We start from the raw sequence: 21,620 nt of genomic DNA on the forward strand, positions 1-21,620 counted from the left end.
TGACCGCCCGGTCACAACAAGAGGAGACAGCGGATGACAGATCGAATTCACGTGCAGCCTGCACATTTACGTCAGGCCGCTGCCCATCACCAGCAGACCGCCGACTACCTGCGGACCGTGCCGTCGTCGCACGACGCGATCCGCGAAAGTCTGGACTCGCTGGGGCCTATTTTCAGTGAGCTCCGCGACACCGGGCGTGAGCTGCTCGAGCTCAGAAAGCAGTGCTACCAGCAGCAAGCCGACAACCACGCCGATATTGCCCAGAACCTGCGAACGTCGGCCGCGATGTGGGAGCAGCACGAGCGAGCGGCGTCGCGCAGCCTCGGCAACATCATTGACGGGAGCCGATGACAGGGCGATGACCGACGCCAATCCCGCTTTCGACACGGTCCACCCCAGCGGGCACATTCTTGTTCGGTCCTGCCGCGGTGGATACATGCATAGCGTCTCGCTGAGCGAGGCGGCGATGGAGACCGACGCAGAAACCCTGGCGGAAGCCATCCTGCTCACCGCCGACGTGTCCTGCCTTAAAGCGTTGCTGGAAGTACGCAACGAGATCGTGGCGGCGGGCCACACCCCGTCCGCGCAGGTTCCCACGACCGACGACCTGAACGTCGCGATCGAAAAGCTGCTGGCCCATCAACTGCGCCGCCGTAACCGTTGAAGTGCTAGATGAGCCAGGTCTTGGTGCTGTCGGGATCGGGTGCGATGTCGGTGGGCGGCTCGATCGGATTGGGGCCGAACAATTCTCGCGCTCGAGTGAGCAGAGCCCGCACCTCGTCGAGTTGCTGCTGCAGCGCAGAATCAGCCATAACCCCACGCTACCCAGGCCCCGTCTGACACACAATTCACCACCCGCTCACCGCCTGCGCGGGCCAGATGATGCCGGTACGCTTACCCGGTGGCGATCTTCGGTCGATGGAGTGCGCGCCAGCGACTCCGGAGAGCGACCCGGGAATCCCTCACGATTCCGACGTTTAGCTCCTCGCTGGATTGCACCACACGGGTAATTGGCGGGCTCTGGCCCGCTGAGCTTTCGTCTAACACCGCCGAAACCGCCACGCTTGCAGAACATCTGAAAGCGGATCTGCATCGGATAGTTGGTTCTGCCAACGACGAGCTGATGGTCATCTGGCGTGCGGGGATGGCTGATTCGACGCGACGCGCAGAAGAAGACAGAGTGATCGACCGCGCCCGCGCGTCGGCGATGCGTCGCGTCGAGTCGGCGATGCGCGAGCTTCGGCAGATAACGGGGCGCGTTCCCGTGGAAATTCCGCGTATGCGCGGCGCCGGCGGCTCGGATCTGGACACGACACGACTCATGCCGGCCGTCACGGTAGTTCAGCCCGCTGACCAGGCCTGTACGGATTGGCCGGTTGCCGCCGCCGAGGATGACGAAGCCCGACTGCAGCGCCTCCTGGCGTTCGTGGCTCGTCAGGAGCCACGGCTGAACTGGGCGGTCGGCGTTCACGCGGACGGCACGACGGTCCTGGTCACCGACGTCGCCCATGGTTGGATACCTCCGGGCATCGCCCTTCCCGAAGGCGTGCGATTGTTGGCACCGGCGCGACGCGCCGGCAGAGCCCCCGAGTTGGTCGGTATCACGACGTGTTGCAAGACGTACACCCCCGGTGACTCGCTGCGTCGGGCGGTCGATTCAACCGCGCCGACGTCCTCGGTGCAGCCGCGAGCGTTGCCAGCGATCGCCGGCCTGAGTGTGGAGCTGGGCATAGCGACCCAGCGGCACGACGGCTTACCGAAGATCGTGCACGCCATGGCCACGGCGGCCGGCAACGGCGCCGCCGCCGAGGAAGTCGACCTGTTGCGGGTGCACGTCGATACCGCGCTCCACCACGTCTTGGCCCAGTATCCCCGGGTCGATCCGGCGTTACTGCTCAACTGTATGTTGTTGGCCGCCACCGAGCGCAGCGTCACGGGAGACCCGATCGCGGCGAACTATCACTTCGCGTGGTTCCGGGAACTCGATTCACGCCGATAGCTTTCTCGAATCCCCACGGCAAGCGTCCGGCGATGAATTGACGCTGGTGGGGGGCGTGGACATACTGTCATGGTGTCGGGGTCGGACAGTCGCAGCGAACCGAGCCAGCTGAGCGACCGAGACCTCGTCGAATCGGTTCTTCGTGACTTGAGCGAGGCGGCCGACAAGTGGGAGGCGCTCGTCACGCAGGCTGAAACTGTTACCTACAGCGTGGACTTGGGAGACGTTCGCGCTGTTGCCAATTCGGACGGGCGGTTGCTCGAGCTGACGTTGCATCCGGGCGTGATGACCGGCTACGCGCACGGGGAGCTGGCCGACCGAGTGAACCTGGCGATTACGGCCCTGCGCGACGAGGTTGAGGCCGAGAACCGGGCACGGTACGGCGGCCGCCTGCAGTGACATCGGTATCTGCGAGGATCAAGCCCATTTGCTGGCAAGGCATTTCGGCGCGGGGCGCAAGGCCCACAGCCGGGCCGTGGCCACCCTGAAAGCCGATATCCAAGCCTGGCACCCGGCTGGCATCCAGACCCCGAAGCCGCGATGCGAATCAGATGTGTTCGCGCGAATCGGTCACACGAGCCACCCATCAACTCGGAAGAGCCGGGTGGGGCCGGGAGCATCCGAGGCACCGCTTGCCTGACATAACAGCGTAACCGCCCCGCCATTGTCGCTGTGATGGACATGCCCCAGCCATTTGTCGGCTAGCTATACAGCGAACGTCAATTTTTCGTGAATCAGCCTGAGGCTATTGATAATTCACGGCGGCACGTCCTACTCTTAGCGGCGCTATGCGACCCAATGCGCGTGCGATGTTGCGTTTGGTGCATTGTGGTGCCGGTGCTGGTGGGCCGGCGATAACGTCGAAAGGTGCGGTATTGGGTGACCGTGTCGGCGCGTTGTCGCAGTGCCGATCGGCGGCAGCGCTGAGTCGATTCGACTTTGCACCCCGTGACTCTGTTCCCACCGCCACCTTCGGTGGTGGATGCGCTTTCAGGTCCACCAATAGGCTAGCTGTTTTCGAGCGGTGTATTTGCGTGGGGGGTGAATGTGGATACGGACAATGACAGGCCCACGCTGGCGAGGGTTTACCGCAGCCTGCGGGACATTTGTCCGGACAGCTGGAATCTTCCGGGCGGTCGGATGCCCACTGGCTTGGGCTATGACTTTCTGCGCCCTGTCGAGGACTCGGGGATCAACGACCTGAAGCACTATTACTTCATGGCGGATTTGGCCGATGGGCAACCGCTAGGCCGGGCAAACCTCTATAGCGTCTGTTTCGACCTGGCCACCACCGACCGCAAGCTCACTCCGGCCTGGCGAACGACCATCAAACGGTGGTTTCCGGGGTTTATGACCTTCCGTTTCCTCGAGTGCGGGTTGCTCACCATGGTGAGCAACCCGCTGGCGTTGCGGTCCGACACCGACTTGGAGCGGGTATTGCCTGTGCTGGCCGGCCAGATGGACCAGTTGGCGCATGACGACGGGTCGGATTTCTTGATGATCCGGGACGTGGACCCGGAACACTACCAGCGATACCTTGACATCCTGCGCCCGTTGGGCTTTCGGCCTGCGCTGGGCTTTTCCCGGGTAGACACGACCATCAGCTGGTCGAGCGTGGAAGAGGCACTGGGCTGCCTGTCTCACAAAAGGCGCCTGCCGTTGAAGACGTCGCTGGAGTTTCGTGAGCGGTTCGGTATCGAGGTCGAGGAACTCGACGAGTATGCCGAGCATGCGCCGGTATTGGCCCGGCTTTGGCGCAACGTCAAGACGGAGGCAAAGGATTACCAGCGCGAGGACCTGAACCCTGAGTTCTTCGCGGCGTGTTCTCGGCATCTGCATGGACGTAGCAGACTGTGGTTGTTCCGCTACCAGGGCACGCCAATTGCCTTCTTTTTGAACGTTTGGGGTGCGGATGAGAACTACATACTGCTTGAGTGGGGCATCGATCGTGATTTTGAACATTATAGGAAGGCGAATCTGTACCGGGCGGCGCTGATGCTCAGCCTAAAAGATGCGATCAGCCGAGATAAACGGCGAATGGAAATGGGTATTACGAACTATTTCACAAAACTTCGCATTCCGGGTGCCCGAGTCATACCGACCATCTATTTCCTGCGTCACAGCACGGATCCGGTGCATACGGCAACGTTAGCGCGAATGATGATGCACAATATTCAACGGCCAACGCTACCCGACGATATGTCGGAGGAATTCTGTCGCTGGGAAGAGCGAATACGTCTGGACCAGGACGGGCTACCCGAACACGATATCTTTCGCAAGATCGATCGTCAGCACAAATACACGGGGCTCAAACTCGGCGGAGTCTACGGTTTTTATCCCCGATTCACCGGACCGCAGCGATCCACGGTCAAGGCCGCGGAGCTGGGCGAGATCGTGTTGCTGGGCACGAACTCGTATCTGGGCCTGGCCACCCATCCAGAGGTGGTGGAGGCCTCGGCGGAGGCCACGCGACGGTACGGCACCGGCTGCTCGGGTTCGCCGTTGCTGAACGGCACGTTGGACTTGCACGTCTCGCTTGAGCAGGAACTAGCCTGTTTTTTGGGCAAACCCGCCGCCGTGTTGTGCTCCACCGGATATCAGAGCAACCTGGCGGCGATCAGCGCGCTATGCGAATCCGGGGACATGATCATCCAAGACGCGCTGAACCACCGCAGCCTGTTCGACGCCGCCAGGTTGTCCGGGGCCGACTTCACCTTGTACCGGCACAACGACATGGACCACCTGGCGCGGGTGCTACGCCGCACCGAGGGGCGCCGCCGGATCATCGTCGTGGACGCGGTGTTCAGCATGGAAGGCACCGTCGCCGACCTGGCCACCATCGCCGAGCTTGCCGACCGGCACGGCTGCCGGGTCTATGTGGACGAGTCCCATGCGCTGGGCGTGCTCGGCCCCGACGGGCGAGGAGCTTCGGCCGCGTTGGGTGTCTTGGCGCGCATGGACGTGGTGATGGGCACGTTCAGCAAATCCTTTGCCTCCGTCGGCGGGTTCATCGCCGGAGATCGGCCCGTCGTGGACTACATCCGGCACAACGGTTCAGGTCATGTGTTTTCCGCCAGCCTGCCGCCGGCCGCCGCGGCTGCCACCCACGCGGCTCTGCGCGTCAGTCGGCGTGAACCCGACCGGCGGGCTCGGGTGCTGGCCGCGGCCGAGTACATGGCCACCGGCCTGGCACGGCAGGGCTATCAGGCCGAGTATCACGGAACCGCGATCGTGCCGGTGATCCTGGGCAACCCGACCGTGGCGCATGCGGGCTATCTGCGGCTGATGCGCTCCGGGGTGTATGTGAACCCGGTGGCCCCCCCAGCCGTGCCGGAGGAGCGTTCGGGATTCCGCACCAGCTACCTAGCCGACCACCGACAATCCGACCTCGACCGGGCCTTGCACGTGTTTGCCGGCCTTGCCGAGGACCTGACCCCGCAAGGAGCCGCGCTATGAAAGAGGCCATCAACGCCACCATCCAACGGATCTTGCGAACCGACCGCGGCATCACCGCGAACCAGGTACTCGTCGACGACCTGGGTTTTGACTCGCTCAAGCTGTTCCAGTTGATCACCGAGCTAGAAGACGAATTCGACATCGCCATCTCTTTCCGCGACGCACAGAACATCAAAACAGTGGGAGACGTCTACACCAGCGTCGCGGTCTGGTTCCCCGAAACCGCCAAGCCGGCCCCACTTGGGAAAGGAACAGCATGACCGACGACGCCGATCTTGATCTGGTCCGAAGAACTTTCGCCGCGTTTGCCCGCGGCGACCTCGCCGAGCTGACGCAATGCTTTGCGCCCGACGTGGAGCAGTTTGTCCCGGGCAAGCACGCCCTGGCTGGGGTGTTCCGCGGCGTGGACAACGTGGTTGCGTGCCTCGGCGACACCGCGGCCGCCGCCGACGGCACCATGACGGTGACGCTTGAAGACGTGTTAAGCAACACCGATGGCCAGGTGATCGCCGTGTATCGATTGCGGGCCAGCAGGGCCGGGAAGGTCCTCGACCAGCGCGAGGCGATCCTGGTTACCGTCGCCGGTGGTCGGATCACCCGACTTAGCGAGTTTTACGCCGACCCGGCGGCGACCGAAAGCTTCTGGGCATGACGGCGGCCTTGCTTTCACCAGCCATCGCCTGGCAGCAGATCTCGGCTTGCACGGACCGCACGCTGACGATCACTTGCGAGGATTCCGAGGTAATCAGCTATCAGGACCTCATCGCGCGCGCGGCGGCATGCATCCCCCCGCTACGGCGTCTTGACCTCAAACGCGGTGAACCCGTGCTGATCACCGCCCACACCAACCTGGAATTCCTGTCCTGCTTTTTGGGCCTCATGCTCCATGGCGCTGTGCCGGTACCCATCCCGCCGCGGGAGGCACTGAAGACCACCGAGCGTTTCATGACTCGGCTCGGCCCACTGCTGCGCCATCACCGCGTGCTGATCTGCACACCGGCCGAACACGACGAGATACGCGCTGCCGCCAGCACCGACTGCCAGATCAGCAGATTTACTGCCCTAGCCGAGGCTGGCGACGAGCAGTTCGGCCGCGCCACGGCCCAGCAACTCGCCGACACCGCCACCGCCGACTGGCCGCTATGCACCCTCGACGACGACGCCTACGTCCAATACACCTCTGGCAGCACCGCAGCACCACGCGGAGTGGTCATCACCTACCGCAACCTGCTGTCCAACATGCGCGCAATGGCCGTGGGCTCACAATTCCAGCACGGCGATGTCATGGGCAGCTGGCTGCCCTTGCACCATGACATGGGGCTGGTGGGCAGCCTATTCGCCGCACTCTTCAACAGTGTCAGCGCGGTATTCACCACGCCACACCGGTTTCTGTATGACCCGTTGGGATTCCTCAGACTGCTCACCAGCTCCGGGGCTACCCACACGTTCATGCCTAACTTCGCTCTGGAGTGGCTGATCAACGCCTACCACAGGCGCGGCGCCGACATCGAAGGCATCGACCTACACAAAATGCGCCGCTTGATCATCGCCTCCGAACCCGTCCATGCCGAGGGCATGCGGAGATTCGCCGCCACCTTCGCCGGCGTCGGACTTGCCCCCACGGCCCTGGGTTCGGGCTATGGCCTGGCCGAAGCGACCGTCGCCGTGTCGATGTCAGCGCCCAACACGGGATTCCGCACCGAAACCCACGCCGCCGCGGAGGTCGTCACCGGCGGCCGAGTGCTGCCTGGCTACGAGGTGCGCATTGACGCCGCACCAGGTGCCCGGGCCGGAACGATCAAACTGCGCGGCGACAGCGTGGCCGCCAAAGCCTATGTGGGCGGGAAGAAGCTGGACGCGCTCGACGAGGAAGGCTTCTGCGACACCCACGACTTGGGTTTTCTTGTAGACGACGAAATCGTCATCCTTGGCCGGCAGGACGAGGTGTTCATTGTCCACGGAGAAAACAGATTCCCCTACGACATCGAGTTCATCATTCGCGGGGAATCCGAGCAGCACCGGACCAAAGTCGCATGTTTCGGGGTCAACGAACGCGTCGTGGTTGTGTTGGAAAGCCCATTGGACAGCATCATCGACAAGGCCGAAGCCGACCGACTGAGATGTCAAGTCGTTGCCGCGACTGGGCTGCAGTTGGATGAACTGATCACGGTTCGGCGCGGCGCGATTCCCACCACCACCAGCGGCAAGCTCAAACGACGCGCCGTCGCGCAGGCTTATCGAGACGGCACACTGCCCCGTCTTGCCACCCACGCGTGGACGGCGGATCCCGATAGCGCTCCCAAAACGACCCGGTCCAGCCTGGAAGGCGCCCACTGATCTTCCACTGACGTCTCATCAAACCCCCGGGGCGCTCGCGCGCTGGGCGCGCTCATCGACCGGGGCTTGGGTTGATTGGCCCCGGCTCTCTTCGCGCGCTGGGCGCGCTCATCGACCGCGGCCGGGTGGCCCGGCGAAAGCTTGGGCGATCGTCAGCCAGCGTTGTGCGTCCTCCCCTACTGCGTTGACGTCAAGAGTGCTCAGCGCGCGCCGCTGGGTGACCAGGAAGCAGAAGTCCTCGGCGGACCCGGTGACCCGCTGGGCCGCATCGGATGGCCCCCAAGACCAAGTGTCGCCGCTCGGTCCCCGCAGCTCGACCAGGAACGGCTCGGCCGGAGGGGTTAGGTTGTTGACGATGAACGCGTAGTCGCGGGTGCGGACACCGAGATGCGCAATAGACCGCAGTCGCTGGGTGGCGGGCCGGATGACGCCCAGGGCGTCGGCGACGTCCAGTCCATGTGCCCAGGTCTCCATCAACCGCGCTGTTGCCATCGACGCCGCGCTCATCGGTGGCCCGAACCAGGCCAATTTGCGGCCATCGGGAACCGCCAGCAGTTCCTCGTGCAGCCGCCCCCGAGTGACCCGCCAGTCTGTGAGCAGTTCGGCAGGTGAAACGGCCGCCAGTTCTGTCGCGGCGTCGTCGACGAAACCGGCCGGATTGGCCGCGGCGGCGGTCATCAGCTCGGCGAACCCGGCCTCGTCGGTGACCGCCGTCAGCGCCACTCGATCGGTCCACAGCAGGTGGCCGATCTGGTGTGCGATGGTCCAACCCGGCGCAGGTGTCGGATCGGCCCAGCGATCCGCTGGCAGGTGCGCCACCAGCGCGTCGAGGTCGTCGCTTTCGGCACGCAGGTCTGCCACGAACGGCCCAGGATCCGCCATCACCACCTCCTGAGGTAACAGTTCGTCGGGAAAGGCATGTTTGTACCCTAGCGACCGATCACAGGCTGGCCGCGGCGCCCGACGATGGTGTGCACCACCAGCCCGGCTAGGTAGATCGCCGACCCGAACAGCACAAATACGGGCGCGTGCCCGTGCTCGGGAATCAAGGCTGCGGCCACGGTAATCGAGAGGATGTATGAGACCCAAAACAGTGCATCCTGCACGGCGAACACGTGCCCGCGCAATGCGTCGTCGACGTCCATCTGCATCGCCGAATCGGCGCACAGCTTGACCACCTGGCCGGCCACACCTAAAAGGAAGCCGCATACCACCATCACCGGGACCAGCAGCCCGGCGGCCGCGACCTGGATAGTGGCGGCCGCAGCCAACGCGCCATTTGCCGTGGCGTAGCGTCCCCAGCGCCGGATCGCGGTCGGAGTCAAGACGTTGGCCAGGAAGGCTCCCAGCCCGGTGGCCGCGAAGAACAGCAGTGCGGTACCCAACCCCCCAACGGCCCGGGCGGTCACGTGGCGGACCAGGAGCAAGATCAGCAGTGAGTTGATACCGACCACCATCCGATGCGCTGCCAAACCGGACAGGCCGGCAGCGACGGTCGGAAGTTGCACCACGGTGCGCGCTCCATGTAGCCAACCGGTGACCACGGCGTAGACAGCAGATCCGTGGATCGCGCGTTCGGTGTCGTCCGGGCCGAGTACCCGCGGGCCGAACCGCAGCGACCAAAGCAACGCGATCGATACGGGGATCGCCACCAGGAAGACGATCGCGGAGGCCCCCTCGTCGCCGCTGCCGAGCAGCCAACGAGGCAACAGCATGAAGTTGGCGCCCAGGAACGCGGAGACCGCCCCCGACGCGATGGCCACCGAGTTCATCGTGACCACCTGTTCGCGCGGCACCACGTGGGGCAGTGCCGCCGACAGTCCCGAGGCGACGAATCGTGCCAAGCCGTTGGCGACCAGCGCTCCGACCAACAGCGGCACGTCGCCGGCTCCGACCGCGAGTATCGTGCCGACCCCGGCGATCAGGGCTAGCCGGCCGGTGTTGGCGCCAACCAGCACCCACCGCCGATCCCACCGGTCCATTAGGGCCCCGGCGAAGGGCCCCAGCAGCGAATAGGGCAGAAACAGCACCGCGAAGGCCCCCGCGATGGCCATCGGGTCGGCCGCCCGGTCCGGGTTGAACAGCAACGCTCCGGCCAGCCCCGCCTGAAACAACCCGTCGCCGAACTGACTCGCAACCCGCACCTGCAGCAGACGCCAGAAGTCGGGCAAGCTGCGCACCGACCGCCAAACGTCGACGGGTGCGCGTGCGTGCATCCGGGAGTGAATCACTAAACCCACTTCCACCCTGGGCACAGGCAAGGTTCGGTCCACCCCGTGCCGCCCCAACCACAGTACAAATATTCGCCGACCCTGCTTGTTCGCCCCGGGCGATGCGACGGTGGTGCGATGATGGTGTGGTGGCGCCGCACGAAGACCCCGAGGACCATGTCGCACCCGCCGCACAACGGGTGCGAGCGGGCACCTTATTGTTGGCCAACACCGATCTCCTTGAACCGACATTTCGCCGCAGTGTGATCTACATCGTGGAGCACAACGACGGCGGCACCCTCGGTGTGGTCCTCAATCGGCCCAGCGAAACCGCGGTCTACAACGTGTTGCCGCAGTGGGCCAAACTCGCGGCCAAGCCAAAGACAATGTTCATCGGTGGGCCGGTGAAGCGCGACGCGGCGCTGTGTCTGGCGGTATTGCGGGTTGGCGCTGACCCGGAAGGCGTGCCGGGCCTAAGGCATGTCGCGGGCAGGCTGGTGATGGTCGATCTGGATGCCGACCCCGAGGTGCTCGCAGCGGCGGTGGAAGGGGTGCGCATCTACGCCGGGTACTCCGGCTGGACCATCGGTCAGCTCGAAGGTGAAATCGAGCGCGACGACTGGATTGTGTTGTCGGCGTTGCCATCTGACGTTTTGGTGGGGCCGAGAGCCGACCTGTGGGGGCAGGTGCTGCGACGGCAGCCGCTGCCGCTGTCGCTGCTGGCCACCCACCCGATCGATCTGAGCCGGAACTAGGCTACTCCGCCGCCGAGCTTGCCAGAGCAGCGCGTCGCGTCGCCGCGGTCGAGCCAGGCGATCCGGCCCAGCCTAGTGGGCCACAGGCTGTTCAATGACAGGCCTGGGTGCAGACCGCGCAGCTGCCAACGCAGTTGGCGGTGGGGCTAGCGGTTTCACGGCGCAGCGCGTACTGGGCGCTCTGCCACGACCCCGCGGCCAGCGTGCCGACCGCGCCCGCAATGCAGACGATCACCACCATCAAGGCGGTGTGCCCGGGCGCGGCCACCGCCACCACTCCCCCGGCGGCCAGCATTACTGCGGCTGCCAACTGCGTGGGCGCCATCGCGCGCAGCGCCAGCGCCGTGGGGTCGGCAGTGGGCGTATGGAACAGCGACCAGCTCCCGAACAGGGCGGACGCCGCCGCCGCACACATGCACAGCACACCCGCGAGGAACATTCGTTCACCATACGAGGCCGCCGACGAATCCGCTCACCGAGCTCCATGCGGGCCCGTGTTTCTGCTCGGCCTCATCGCGACCTAGCGCGGCGGGACTGGTGTCAGGGTGCCCGCGGGCGGATACCCAGGCGCCTGCCCAGGTAGTCCCACCGGTGCCGAACCGGGTGCCGGGGCAGGCGCCTGAGCGGGCGCCGCATGCGCAACCACTTGGAATCCGTTGACAATCGCATCGGTGGCCGGCCCGTCGGTGACCGCCTGCGACAGCGCGGTGGTCACCGACAGCGAAACCAGGTACTTGTCGGCTCCGGAGGTGGCGATGACGTGGCGCCGGGAGGTGTTGAGGGTCATGTCGTTTTCGCGGTAGGTGCCCTCGATGATTGATGACGGAAAGCCGTCGAAATTGGCCATCGAGGCGTTTGTGGTCTGCCATGCGAGCAATTTCTGGCTGTCAATGTAGCCGTGTGTGATGGCCTCAGCGGGATCGAAGTCACCGATCAGCCTATACACCACCAGCTGCGCATTCGACGTGTAGACGCTGTTGCCCAACCGGTCGGCGATCACCACGAACGCGTCGGGCACGTTGGGGTCGGGCACCTGAGTCCAGCGCGGCGGCATCGGCAGTGTGATGTCGAGCGCCTTGAATCCGTGCGGTCGCTGTGCCTCCAGCTTGACGCCCTTCTCCCGGAGGTGGTCCCGAAGTGTGCCGCTGATCGCGGGAGTCACTGGCGGCGGCAGCGGGGGCACAGCGGTGGACCCGGGTGCTCCGACCGGAATCGGCGACGCGATCGGTGCGGGTGCTGGCGCCGGTGAGAACCTGTTGCTGCTCCCGCCCGGAAGCGCCGTGAGGTTCTGCACGGGCGGGACTGTTGCCGGCGCCGAGACTGGGGCAGGGATAGGCGGCGGTGGCAGCAGGGGATCCGCTGAGGCCTTCCCGGCGGTGACCAGCACCACGCCGATGAAACCGGTGGCCATGCCGCCTGCGAAGACCCGCCAGGTGCGCGCGATCTGGATCATTTGCGTCGGTCCCTCCGAATGGCCGGGCGACGGTGCCCGTCGTCGAGGCTGAATGTAACCAGCGCTCCATGGCAGTGCACAGGCTTGAAATGCAGCTGGAATGAACCTCTGATCGTGGTGCAACGGAACCGAGACCAACCCGTGGCCGGTAGCGCGGCCCCGGAGGTTCCCGGGCCACCCTTATACCCTGTTGGGCGTGACCGAATCGCCAACCGCTGGGCCTGGCGGCGTGCCCCGTGCCGACGACGCGGACTCCGACGTGCCACGGTACCGCTATACCGCCGAGCTCGCGGCTAGGCTGGAACGGACCTGGCAGGAAAACTGGGCCCGGCTAGGGACGTTCAACGTGCCCAACCCGGTCGGCTCGCTGGCCCCACCGGATGGTGCCGCGGTGCCTGACGACAAGCTCTTCGTGCAGGACATGTTCCCCTACCCCTCGGGTGAGGGACTCCACGTTGGTCATCCCCTCGGCTACATCGCGACCGACGTCTATGCCCGCTATTTCCGGATGGTGGGCCGTAATGTGCTGCATGCGCTAGGGTTCGACGCGTTCGGGCTGCCCGCCGAGCAATACGCGGTGCAAACCGGCACCCATCCGCGTACCCGGACCGAAGCCAACGTCGTCAACTTTCGCCGCCAGTTGGGCCGGCTGGGCTTCGGCCACGACAGCCGACGAAGCTTCTCGACCACCGATGTCGACTTCTACAGGTGGACTCAGTGGATCTTCCTACAGATATACAACGCGTGGTTCGACACCACAGCCAACAAGGCGCGCCCGATATCAGAGCTGGTCGCCGAATTCGAGTCCGGTGCAAGGTGTCTCGATGGCGGCCGGGATTGGGCCAAGTTGACCGCGGGGGAGCGAGCCGATGTGATCGACGAGTACCGGCTGGTCTATCGGGCGGATTCGCTGGTGAACTGGTGCCCGGGGCTAGGTACGGTGCTTGCCAACGAAGAGGTGACCGCCGACGGCCGCAGCGACCGGGGCAATTTTCCGGTGTTCCGGAAGCGGTTGCGGCAATGGATGATGCGGATCACCGCCTATGCCGACCGGCTGCTCGACGACCTGGATGTGCTGGATTGGCCTGAGCAGGTCAAGACCATGCAGCGCAACTGGATCGGGCGTTCGACGGGTGCGGTGGCGCTGTTCTCGGCGAGAGCGGCCAGCGATGACGGGTTCGAAGTCGACATCGAGGTGTTCACCACGCGGCCCGACACCTTGTTCGGCGCCACGTATCTGGTGCTGGCTCCCGAGCACGACTTGGTCGACGAGTTGGTCGCCGCGTCCTGGCCGGCTGGGGTCAACCCCTTGTGGACATACGGCGGCGGCACACCTGGTGAGGCCATCGCCGCCTACCGGCGTGCGATCGCCGCCAAATCAGACCTCGAGCGCCAGGAGAGCAGGGAAAAGACCGGCGTCTTCTTGGGCAGCTACGCCATCAACCCGGCCAACGGTGAGCCGGTGCCGATCTTCATCGCCGACTACGTGCTGGCCGGGTACGGTACCGGGGCAATCATGGCGGTGCCGGGTCATGACCAGCGGGACTGGGACTTCGCTCGGGCATTTGGTCTACCGATCGTGGAAGTAATTGCCGGCGGCAATATTTCGGAATCCGCGTATACAGGCGATGGCATCCTGGTCAACTCGGATTACCTCAATGGAATGAGCGTGCCAGCAGCAAAGCGGGCCATCGTCGACCGGTTGGAGTCCGCGGGCCGCGGCCGGGCTCGAATCGAATTCAAATTGCGCGACTGGCTTTTTGCGCGGCAGCGGTATTGGGGTGAACCATTCCCGATCGTCTATGACAGCGACGGGCGTCCGCATGCGCTCGACGAAGCTGCACTGCCCGTCGAGCTGCCTGATATCCCGGACTACTCGCCGGTTTTGTTCGACCCCGACGATGCGGACAGCGAGCCTTCGCCCCCACTGGCCAAGGCGACTGAGTGGGTACACGTCGACCTGGACCTCGGTGATGGCCTGAAGCCCTACAGCCGCGACACCAACGTGATGCCGCAGTGGGCGGGCAGCTCCTGGTATGAACTGCGCTACACCGATCCGCACAACTCAGAACGGTTCTGCGCCAAGGAAAACGAGGCCTATTGGATGGGACCGCGGCCGGCTGAGCACGGCCCGGACGACCCCGGTGGCGTCGACTTGTACGTCGGCGGTGCTGAACACGCGGTTTTGCACCTGCTGTATTCCAGGTTCTGGCACAAGGTCTTGTACGACCTGGGTCACGTCAGCTCTCGCGAGCCTTACCGCAGGCTGGTCAATCAGGGCTATATTCAAGCTTACGCTTACACCGATGCGCGCGGATCCTATGTCCCTGCCGAGCAGGTGATCGAACGCGGTGACAGATTTGTCTATCCTGGACCTGACGGTGAGGTCGAAGTTTTCCAGGAATTCGGCAAAATCGGTAAGAGCCTGAAGAATTCGGTATCGCCGGACGAAATCTGCGACGCATACGGGGCAGATACGCTTCGGGTTTACGAGATGTCGATGGGGCCGCTGGAGGCTTCACGTCCATGGGCCACAAAGGATGTTGTCGGCGCGTACCGTTTTCTGCAGCGGGTGTGGCGCTTGGTCGTCGACGAGCACACCGGCGAAACTCGGGTGGCTGACGGCGTGGAACTCGACATCGATACGCTACGGGCGTTGCACCGCACCATCGTCGGCGTGTCAGAAGACTTTGCGGCACTTCGCAATAACACCGCAACGGCTAAGTTGATCGAATACACGAACCACCTGACCAAGAAGCATCGTGATGCGGTGCCTCGGGCCGCCGTGGAGCCGCTTGTACAAATGCTGGCTCCGCTGGCCCCACATATTGCCGAGGAGCTGTGGCTGCGACTGGGCAACACCACCTCGTTGGCACACGGCCCGTTCCCGAAGGCCGATGCCGCCTACCTCGTCGACGAGACGGTCGAGTATCCGGTGCAGGTGAACGGCAAGGTACGTGGCCGGGTGGTGGTGGCCGCCGACACCGACGAGGAAACGCTGAAAGCCGCCGTTCTGACCGACGAAAAGGTCCAGGCATTCTTGGCTGGTGCCACCCCGCGCAAGGTTATCGTGGTCGCCGGCCGGCTGGTCAATCTCGTCATCTAGGTCGTGTCGGCGGTGCCGACGGTGGGCGAGGTAATCCGCGGGGTAGTTCGTTGTATGCGTTACGCCGCGAGAGCCGGCGGCGACCAGATTGGTTGATAGCGTGGTACTTTCACGCTCGTTTGCGAGCAGGGGAGTTGCTTGCAGGGCCACTGGCCGGTTCGCCCGAGGCGAGACGCTCCAGTGGCGCCAGGGCCTTCCTGAGGGTTTCCAAGTCGGAGCGGGGAAGTTGGCTGAGCAGCGCGGCCAGAGCCGCGCGCCGGTTGGCCAGTGACTCACCGTGAACCGCCCGCCCTTGCGGCGTGATGTCTACCAACACCGCCCGCAAGTCGGACGGGTCTCGCGAGCGTTTCACCAGTCCAATCTTCTCGAGCCGCCGGATCGCCACGGTGGTGGTGGGAGTTCGCACCCGTTCGTGAGCGGCCAGGTCGGTCATCCGGATGGGACCTTGATCGAGCAGGGTGACCAGGATCGACAGTTGCGCCAGCGTTAGGTCGCCGGCTGCAGCCCCGTTGGGATCCCCGCGGCGCAGCATTGAAATCAGCTTGGACAATGCGCGGTGCAGCCCCTCCGCCAGTTGGGTCACTTCCGGTGCGGTGAATTCGCTGTCCGCCATAAACCGGCAGTCTAACCTGACATGCGTGTGACCGTAGACTTGTGTCGGGCGACCTTTGACCGCCAATGCATTTGGTCCCGAAATCCGCTGCATTTTCTTGCCAATCGAGCGGACAACACTCATGTCATGGCTGACTACCTACATTGTCAGTTCTGCCGGATCCATGGTCAGTGATGTCGAATGCCACTGACCGCCAACGGAAACCGGCTCTCGCGTTAACGGGACAGTCAATATTGGAGACGCCGGCAGCCGCTGCTGGCTTCACCATCGGATCGGCGTAATTAGGGCACCGGTGAGGAGGGCTGGTAGCTTCTGGCGAAGCCAGGGATCGGCGCCCCAAACGGGCCGGGACAAGCGCCCTCGGGCGGGACCAATACTCGGCGGCGGAACAGTTCGGCCAGCATCGTCTGGGCCATCAGCTCGGAACGGCCGATGCAGGCAGCCCTCGCAGCTTCAGGTTCGCGCCGATGGATTGCGGCGTTCTCTTCCTCGTAGAACGGCAACACGTCGTCGCGGCTGTTTTGGTATGTCATCCAGAACACTCGCGGAATCAGGTTCTGTGAGGCCCGGATGGTGGCGTGCAGCCGCGGTCCTGCGTACTCGTCGTTGACCGTGCGCCGGTACTCCCACACGCATTCGGCGAAGGCCCGCGACTCCTTGGAGTTGCGCAGCGATCGCATGACTGCGTCGAGCTGGCCCAGGATCCGAGGCGTGGGGTTGGCGGCTGCGCGGGCAGAGGCAATGCCGTTGAGCAAGCCGTCGAGTTCGTGATGTTCCAGGATGGTGGCGACGTCGAACCGCTCGATGAACGCGCCGCGGTGATAGCGAGTCGACACAATGCCGTCGTGTTCGAGTTGAACCAGCGCCTCTTGGATGGGAACCCGGCTGACCCCCAGGCCGTGCGCGATTTCATTGCGGTCGACGCGGTCCCCGCTGCGCAGTTTGCCGGTCAATAGCAGGTTGAGGATGTGGGCGACAACCTGGTCCTTTTCCTTAACCCCGTACTTTTTTGGCATCGGTATCTAGCATCTCTTTCAGCCCGCTGCAGCCATCCGGCGCTGGCAAGTTTCTCATGACTCGGCGTCTGCGTTGTGGTGTTTCCCAGATGAAGCCGGGGGTAACGCGATCTGACAGACGTCAACCGGAGTTCACCGGCCATCGCGCCACCTGCAAAGCGCGGCCGCAGCGCTCAGGTCGTAGTCGGGACCGTCACAGCCAACGGTCAACAGCGTGACACCGAGACCGGCGAGGGCTTCGGCGCTGGCGATCAGCCCGCCGCCGTCGACCGCGGCGGAGCGTTCGATAGTCGCTGGGTTTCGGCCGACGGTCGAGCAGTGCGTGCTCAGCACGGCCGACTTCGCTAGGTAGCTGTCCCCGGCGGTAAAGCTGTGCCAGATATCGGCATACTCGGCGACCAGTCGCAGGGTCTTACGCTCTCCGCCGCCGCCGATCAGCACCGGGATGTCCCGTGTCGGCGGCGGGTTCAGCTTGCCAAGCCGCGCCTTGATCCGGGGCAGCGCAGCCGCCAGGTCGTCGAGGCGGCTGCCCGCTGTGCCGAACCGGTAGCCGTACTCGTCGTAGTCCTTCTGTTTCCAGCCCGACCCGATACCCAGGATGAGCCGGCCGCCGGAGATGTGGTCGACGGTACGGGCCATGTCGGCAAGCAGCTCCGGATTGCGGTAGGAGTTGCACGTCACTAGAGCGCCGATTTCGATGTGCGACGTTTGCTCGGCCCAGGCTCCCAAGACGGTCCAGCATTCGAAGTGTGGGCCGTCAGGGTCGCCGTAGAGCGGAAAGAAGTGGTCCCAGGTAAAAGCGATGTCCACACCGATGTCCTCGCACCGGCGGACGGCGTCTCGGACGGCGCGGTAATGGGGGGCGTGCTGCGGCTGCAGTTGTACGCCGATACGAACGGGGAGATCGGGACGCACGAGTGAAGTCATGGGTCCACCGTAGGCTCAGCGTGTGTCGAGCACCCCGCGCACGATCTCGATCAGGGCGCGCGGTTGGTCACTTTGCACCGAGTGGCCTGACTTCTCGACGATGTGAACGCCACGGAAATGCGTTGCACGCCTGTGGAGTTCGGCGGTGTCCTGGTCGGTGACGAAGCCCGACGAGCCGCCGCGCACGAGTGTGATCGGCGCGGACAGGGCGTCGACGTCGTCCCAGAGCCCTGCGAAATCTCCGAACGTGCGGATCGCGTCATAGCGCCACACCCAGTTGCCGTTGTCCAGCCGGCGGGAGTTGTGGAACACGCCGCGGCGCAACGACTTGACATCGCGGTGCGGGGCCGCGGCGATCGTTAGGTCCAGCATGGCCTGAAAGCTGGGGAATTCCCGCTCGCCGTGCATCAGCGCCACCGTGCCGCGCTGCTCGGCGGTCAGCTCGGCGTGCCGTTGCAATGCCGACGGGGTGACGTCGACGAGAACGAGTTCGCCGACCAGGTCGGGTGCCATCGCGGCCAGCCGTATCGCAGTCAACCCGCCCAGCGACATGCCGACCACGAATTCGGCACCCGGCGCAAGCTCGCGTAGCACCGGCGCCAAGGTCTCGGAGTTGAGCTGCGGCGAGTAATTGCCGTCCTCCCGCCAAGCGGAATGGCCGTGCCCTGGAAGGTCCACCGCCAGCGCCGGCTCACCCAGGCCGACGATCACGGTGTCCCAGGTATGGGCGTTCTGTCCGCCGCCGTGCAGAAAGATCACCCGCGGCGCAGAGCCGCCCCAGCGCAGCGCGCTGATGGCTCCCGCTTGGACCCGCTCGACTTCAGGCAGTGGACCATTGACACCGGCCTGCTCAGCGTTCTCAGCCAGCAGGGCAAACTCGTCCAGTCCGGTCAGTTCGTCGTCAGATAGCACGCAGCGGACGTTACCCGCGTTTGACTCTGCGGATACCAGGCAATTGTGCGAGTGGCCCGCGTGGTGAGCGCAGAGTCAACGCTAACCGATGATGAACTCTTCGAGTTGCGCGCGCGCGATGTCGTCGGGCAGCTGCTCGGGCGGGCTCTTCATCAGGTAGGCCGACGCCGGGATCACCGGTCCGCCGATGCCGCGGTCCTTGGCGATCTTGGCCGCCCGCACCGCGTCGATGATGACGCCGGCCGAGTTTGGCGAGTCCCACACCTCGAGCTTGTACTCCAGGTTCAACGGCACATCTCCGAAGGCGCGGCCCTCAAGACGGACATAGGCCCATTTGCGATCGTCGAGCCATCCGACGTGGTCGGACGGGCCGATGTGCACGTCCTTGGTCTTGAACTCGCGCTTCAGATTCGAAGTGACGGCCTGGGTCTTGGAGATCTTCTTGGACTCCAGCCGTTCACGTTCGAGCATGTTGAGGAAGTCCATGTTGCCGCCCACGTTGAGCTGCATGGTGCGGTCGAGCTGCACGCCGCGGTCCTCGAACAGCTTGGCCAGCACCCGGTGGGTGATCGTCGCGCCGACCTGGCTCTTGATGTCATCACCGACGATGGGTACCCCGGCGTCGGTGAACTTCTTGGCCCACACCGGGTCGGAGGCGATGAACACCGGCAGCGCGTTGACGAACGCCACCCCGGCGTCGATAGCACACTGGGCGTAGAACTTGTCGGCTTCCTCCGAGCCCACCGGCAAATAGGAGACCAGCACGTCGACCTTGGCCTCCTTGAGCGCCTGGACGACGTCGACGGGCTCCGCGTCGGAGAGTTCGATGGTGTCGGCGTAGTACTTGCCGATGCCATCGAGGGTAGGCCCGCGCTGCACGATCACGTTGGTCGGCGCCACATCGGCGATCTTGATGGTGTTGTTCTCCGAGGCGAAGATGGCGTCGGACAGGTCGAAGCCGACCTTCTTGGCGTCCACGTCGAACGCCGCCACGAACTTGACGTCGCGAACGTGGTACGGGCCGAACCGCACGTGCATGAGGCCCGGTACGGTCGATGTGTCGTCGGCGTTGTAGTAGTACTCGACGCCCTGGACCAGCGAGGACGCGCAGTTGCCGACGCCGACAATGGCGACTCGAACCTCCGTCGACGCCTCCGGCGCCGGTAACGACTGGTGCTCACTCATTAAGGCGTTCTCCTAACCTCATAACCTCTGGGGTGTCTTGGGTGTTGGTTCGTGCTGGGTTTACGTCTGTTCGGCGGGGTTGGGTGCTGCCCGTTCCGCGGCGATGAGCTCGTTGAGCCACTTGACCTCGCGCTCGCTGGACTCGAGCCCGAGTTGATGCAATTGGCGGGTGTAGCGGTCGAAGGAACTGCTGGCCCGCGCCACCGCCTCGCGCAAGCCTTCCCGGCGTTCCTCGACCTGGCGGCGCCGGCCTTCCAGGATGCGCATCCGCGCTTCGGCCGGGGTGCGGTTGAAGAACGCCAGGTGCACCCCGAAACCGTCGTCGGTGTAGTTGTGTGGGCCGGTGTCGGCCACCAGCTCGCCGAATCGACGGCGACCCTTGTCGGTCAGTTGGTAAACGCGTCGTGCTCGCCGCACCGGGGTGCCCGCTGGGGCGGCATTCTCGGCGATCAACCCGTCGGCCTGCATGCGTCGCAGCGCCGGGTATAACGAACCGTACGAAAATGCCCGAAACGCGCCCAGCAGGCCGGTCAGCCTCTTGCGCAACTCGTAGCCATGCATCGGTGACTCGATCAACAGACCCAGGATGGCGAGCTCCAGCATCGAGTCACCTCCTTTTGTATGGCTTTTGAATGGCCGTTACGACGGTTCGACGCCTCGCGTCATCGTATCGCCTCGATATATTTGCGACAACATCACCGCGTCAAGACGGGTAGCTGACGTGCTTGATGGTGCCGTCACCTGCGAAAACGAGGTATCCACCGCCGTAGTCGCTAGAGACATACAACGACAACGACAACGCAGCCGGCGTGGTGGGGTCCTTGGCCGGTTCGACGATCAGGTACATGCTTTTGACGTCGGATTGTTTGAGGCCGAGGGTTTCCGGGGCGCCGCGCATGATGCCCACAGCGGTCTTCGCATCGAATTTGCTCAGGTCAACCACGGACACGTCGGCAATGCTCTTGGCGGAACTGGTCGCATCGCCCCAGCCGCCGCGGTAGGTATACGCCAGGACTCGGCGGTCGTCCGCCGGGTCGACGCGATCGAGCGACGCATACTCCGGGTAGATCACCAGCCGGTAGCCCATGGTGTCGCCGAACCGCTTGCGGGTCTGCTCCAGCAGGCCGGTGAGCCCGCCGAGGGAATGCAGCTGCCTGGGCGGGGTCAGCACCACGGGGGCGATCCCGTCGGGCTTTGCTCCGGGATCCGAGGTGAAGTCCAGCGGAGAGCGGGTGTTGCCGTACACGCCCCAGCCGATGCCGACGCCCAGCAGCACCGATGCGACAAACGCAGCGGCCAGCAAGCCCAACTCGGTGCGTTTCGCCCGCGATTTGAGCGCGGGCATTTGTGCGGGTGCGCTCTCGACCTGCAGGTCGGCCACCAGACGCTGCAGGTCACCTAGGGTCACAGCCTTGGTAGCTGCGCTGACGCGCTCCCGGTGTTCCTCCATCGAGAGCTCGCCGTCACGCAGGGCGTCGTCGAGAATCCGGCAGGCGTCCTGCCGGTCGCTGTCTTTGGCGCGGGTTGCCGTCGATACTCCGCGCGCAAGGGGTGCGCCCAGCCACTTCGCCACAGGGACGATAGTAGGAGTCTGGCTGGGAATCTGAACTCGATCCCGCCGTACCCGCGCAACAACGGCGCCGGTTGCGTA

Annotated in this window: 22 protein-coding genes and 1 pseudogene; 11 read left to right on the forward strand and 12 right to left on the reverse strand. The window is 64.5% G+C overall.

The window, feature by feature from the left end; genetic code table 11:
* Positions 1–33: 33 nt before the first annotated feature.
* Positions 34–351, forward strand: coding sequence for an ESX-1 secretion-associated protein (locus FF952_RS00160; RefSeq protein ID WP_003400401.1), 318 nt, complete (start codon positions 34–36; stop codon positions 349–351).
* 7 nt (positions 352–358) lie between these two features.
* On the forward strand, positions 359–664 hold the full coding sequence (locus tag FF952_RS00165; protein WP_003400405.1) for a DUF2694 domain-containing protein: 306 nt from the start codon (positions 359–361) through the stop codon (positions 662–664).
* Between the two features lie 4 nt (positions 665–668).
* Here the strand turns inward: FF952_RS00165 and FF952_RS00170 are convergent, their stop codons facing one another.
* Positions 669–812, reverse strand: coding sequence for a hypothetical protein (locus tag FF952_RS00170; RefSeq protein WP_003400408.1), 144 nt, complete (start codon positions 810–812; stop codon positions 669–671).
* 89 nt (positions 813–901) lie between these two features.
* Between FF952_RS00170 and FF952_RS00175 the strand changes: the two genes are divergently transcribed.
* The 7 genes and pseudogenes from FF952_RS00175 (at position 902) to fadD34 (ending at position 7,792) form a co-directional block, all read left to right on the forward strand.
* A complete protein-coding gene (locus FF952_RS00175; RefSeq protein WP_003400411.1) occupies positions 902–1,999 on the forward strand; it encodes a DUF5632 domain-containing protein in 1,098 nt (365 codons plus the stop codon).
* Positions 2,000–2,068: 69 nt separating this feature from the next.
* Positions 2,069–2,398, forward strand: a complete 330-nt coding sequence (locus tag FF952_RS00180; RefSeq protein ID WP_003400413.1) for a DUF2710 domain-containing protein — start codon at positions 2,069–2,071, stop codon at positions 2,396–2,398.
* Between the two features lie 13 nt (positions 2,399–2,411).
* A pseudogene (locus FF952_RS20865) lies at positions 2,412–2,537 on the forward strand (hypothetical protein); the annotation flags it as partial.
* 602 nt (positions 2,538–3,139) lie between these two features.
* Positions 3,140–5,455 carry an aminotransferase class I/II-fold pyridoxal phosphate-dependent enzyme gene (locus tag FF952_RS00185; RefSeq protein ID WP_003905217.1) on the forward strand — a complete coding sequence of 772 codons (2,316 nt, stop codon included), beginning with the start codon at positions 3,140–3,142 and terminating at the stop codon, positions 5,453–5,455.
* On the forward strand, positions 5,452–5,715 hold the full coding sequence (locus FF952_RS00190; protein WP_003400418.1) for an acyl carrier protein: 264 nt from the start codon (positions 5,452–5,454) through the stop codon (positions 5,713–5,715). The genes FF952_RS00185 and FF952_RS00190 overlap by 4 nt, the downstream gene beginning before the upstream one ends.
* Positions 5,712–6,107, forward strand: coding sequence for a nuclear transport factor 2 family protein (locus tag FF952_RS00195; RefSeq protein WP_003400421.1), 396 nt, complete (start codon positions 5,712–5,714; stop codon positions 6,105–6,107). The genes FF952_RS00190 and FF952_RS00195 overlap by 4 nt, the downstream gene beginning before the upstream one ends.
* Complete coding sequence (gene fadD34, locus FF952_RS00200; protein ID WP_003400425.1) at positions 6,104–7,792, forward strand: fatty acyl-AMP ligase FadD34; 1,689 nt, start codon at positions 6,104–6,106, stop codon at positions 7,790–7,792. The genes FF952_RS00195 and fadD34 overlap by 4 nt, the downstream gene beginning before the upstream one ends.
* A gap of 108 nt (positions 7,793–7,900) precedes the next feature.
* On the opposite strand, the gene FF952_RS00205 is transcribed toward fadD34, so the two are convergent.
* Complete coding sequence (locus tag FF952_RS00205) at positions 7,901–8,674, reverse strand: TIGR03084 family metal-binding protein (RefSeq protein ID WP_003400427.1); 774 nt, start codon at positions 8,672–8,674, stop codon at positions 7,901–7,903.
* Between the two features lie 47 nt (positions 8,675–8,721).
* Positions 8,722–10,047, reverse strand: a complete 1,326-nt coding sequence (locus tag FF952_RS00210) for an MFS transporter (RefSeq protein ID WP_003400431.1) — start codon at positions 10,045–10,047, stop codon at positions 8,722–8,724.
* A 101-nt stretch (positions 10,048–10,148) separates the two neighbouring features.
* Between FF952_RS00210 and FF952_RS00215 the strand changes: the two genes are divergently transcribed.
* The gene (locus FF952_RS00215; RefSeq protein ID WP_003400460.1) at positions 10,149–10,757 is read left to right on the forward strand and encodes a YqgE/AlgH family protein; all 609 of its coding nucleotides are present in this window, start codon (positions 10,149–10,151) and stop codon (positions 10,755–10,757) included.
* Positions 10,758–10,848: 91 nt separating this feature from the next.
* Here FF952_RS00215 and FF952_RS00220 read toward each other — a convergent pair whose 3' ends face one another.
* Both FF952_RS00220 and FF952_RS00225 read right to left on the reverse strand, forming a co-directional pair.
* Complete coding sequence (locus tag FF952_RS00220; RefSeq protein WP_003400465.1) at positions 10,849–11,196, reverse strand: membrane protein; 348 nt, start codon at positions 11,194–11,196, stop codon at positions 10,849–10,851.
* A gap of 81 nt (positions 11,197–11,277) precedes the next feature.
* Positions 11,278–12,210 (reverse strand): LpqN/LpqT family lipoprotein, encoded by a 933-nt coding sequence (locus tag FF952_RS00225; RefSeq protein ID WP_003900793.1) that lies wholly within the window; start codon positions 12,208–12,210, stop codon positions 11,278–11,280.
* Positions 12,211–12,406: 196 nt separating this feature from the next.
* Between FF952_RS00225 and leuS the strand changes: the two genes are divergently transcribed.
* Positions 12,407–15,316, forward strand: a complete 2,910-nt coding sequence (gene leuS, locus FF952_RS00230; RefSeq protein ID WP_031680875.1) for a leucine--tRNA ligase — start codon at positions 12,407–12,409, stop codon at positions 15,314–15,316.
* Between the two features lie 109 nt (positions 15,317–15,425).
* On the opposite strand, the gene FF952_RS00235 is transcribed toward leuS, so the two are convergent.
* The 7 genes from FF952_RS00235 to FF952_RS00265 form a co-directional block, all read right to left on the reverse strand.
* Positions 15,426–15,929 (reverse strand): MarR family winged helix-turn-helix transcriptional regulator, encoded by a 504-nt coding sequence (locus FF952_RS00235; RefSeq protein WP_003912416.1) that lies wholly within the window; start codon positions 15,927–15,929, stop codon positions 15,426–15,428.
* A 281-nt stretch (positions 15,930–16,210) separates the two neighbouring features.
* Positions 16,211–16,945 (reverse strand): GntR family transcriptional regulator, encoded by a 735-nt coding sequence (locus tag FF952_RS00240; protein WP_003899786.1) that lies wholly within the window; start codon positions 16,943–16,945, stop codon positions 16,211–16,213.
* Between the two features lie 132 nt (positions 16,946–17,077).
* Positions 17,078–17,872, reverse strand: a complete 795-nt coding sequence (locus FF952_RS00245) for an LLM class F420-dependent oxidoreductase (protein WP_003400486.1) — start codon at positions 17,870–17,872, stop codon at positions 17,078–17,080.
* 15 nt (positions 17,873–17,887) lie between these two features.
* A complete protein-coding gene (locus FF952_RS00250; RefSeq protein ID WP_003400489.1) occupies positions 17,888–18,784 on the reverse strand; it encodes an Rv0045c family esterase in 897 nt (298 codons plus the stop codon).
* An 81-nt stretch (positions 18,785–18,865) separates the two neighbouring features.
* A complete protein-coding gene (locus FF952_RS00255) occupies positions 18,866–19,969 on the reverse strand; it encodes an inositol-3-phosphate synthase (protein ID WP_003400492.1) in 1,104 nt (367 codons plus the stop codon).
* A gap of 60 nt (positions 19,970–20,029) precedes the next feature.
* Positions 20,030–20,572, reverse strand: a complete 543-nt coding sequence (locus FF952_RS00260) for a PadR family transcriptional regulator (RefSeq protein WP_003899787.1) — start codon at positions 20,570–20,572, stop codon at positions 20,030–20,032.
* A 100-nt stretch (positions 20,573–20,672) separates the two neighbouring features.
* Positions 20,673–21,542 (reverse strand): DUF1707 SHOCT-like domain-containing protein, encoded by an 870-nt coding sequence (locus FF952_RS00265; RefSeq protein WP_003400498.1) that lies wholly within the window; start codon positions 21,540–21,542, stop codon positions 20,673–20,675.
* Between the last annotated feature and the right edge of the window lie 78 nt (positions 21,543–21,620).

This window comes from Mycobacterium tuberculosis complex sp. N0072, assembly GCF_030323725.1.
Taxonomy (GTDB): domain Bacteria; phylum Actinomycetota; class Actinomycetes; order Mycobacteriales; family Mycobacteriaceae; genus Mycobacterium; species Mycobacterium tuberculosis.

Bases quoted from the DNA above. Each gene is read 5' to 3' on its own strand.
- FF952_RS00160 (WP_003400401.1), top strand. From the start codon at position 34: ATGACAGATCGAATTCACGTGCAGCCTGCACATTTACGTCAGGCCGCT.
- FF952_RS00165 (WP_003400405.1), top strand. From the start codon at position 359: ATGACCGACGCCAATCCCGCTTTCGACACGGTCCACCCCAGCGGGCAC.
- FF952_RS00170 (WP_003400408.1), bottom strand. From the start codon at position 812: ATGGCTGATTCTGCGCTGCAGCAGCAACTCGACGAGGTGCGGGCTCTG.
- FF952_RS00180 (WP_003400413.1), top strand. From the start codon at position 2,069: ATGGTGTCGGGGTCGGACAGTCGCAGCGAACCGAGCCAGCTGAGCGAC.
- FF952_RS00185 (WP_003905217.1), top strand. From the start codon at position 3,140: ATGCCCACTGGCTTGGGCTATGACTTTCTGCGCCCTGTCGAGGACTCG.
- FF952_RS00190 (WP_003400418.1), top strand. From the start codon at position 5,452: ATGAAAGAGGCCATCAACGCCACCATCCAACGGATCTTGCGAACCGAC.
- FF952_RS00195 (WP_003400421.1), top strand. From the start codon at position 5,712: ATGACCGACGACGCCGATCTTGATCTGGTCCGAAGAACTTTCGCCGCG.
- fadD34 (WP_003400425.1), top strand. From the start codon at position 6,104: ATGACGGCGGCCTTGCTTTCACCAGCCATCGCCTGGCAGCAGATCTCG.
- FF952_RS00205 (WP_003400427.1), bottom strand. From the start codon at position 8,674: ATGGCGGATCCTGGGCCGTTCGTGGCAGACCTGCGTGCCGAAAGCGAC.
- FF952_RS00220 (WP_003400465.1), bottom strand. From the start codon at position 11,196: ATGTTCCTCGCGGGTGTGCTGTGCATGTGTGCGGCGGCGGCGTCCGCC.
- FF952_RS00225 (WP_003900793.1), bottom strand. From the start codon at position 12,210: ATGATCCAGATCGCGCGCACCTGGCGGGTCTTCGCAGGCGGCATGGCC.
- FF952_RS00235 (WP_003912416.1), bottom strand. From the start codon at position 15,929: ATGGCGGACAGCGAATTCACCGCACCGGAAGTGACCCAACTGGCGGAG.
- FF952_RS00240 (WP_003899786.1), bottom strand. From the start codon at position 16,945: ATGCCAAAAAAGTACGGGGTTAAGGAAAAGGACCAGGTTGTCGCCCAC.
- FF952_RS00245 (WP_003400486.1), bottom strand. From the start codon at position 17,872: ATGACTTCACTCGTGCGTCCCGATCTCCCCGTTCGTATCGGCGTACAA.
- FF952_RS00255 (WP_003400492.1), bottom strand. From the start codon at position 19,969: ATGAGTGAGCACCAGTCGTTACCGGCGCCGGAGGCGTCGACGGAGGTT.
- FF952_RS00260 (WP_003899787.1), bottom strand. From the start codon at position 20,572: ATGCTGGAGCTCGCCATCCTGGGTCTGTTGATCGAGTCACCGATGCAT.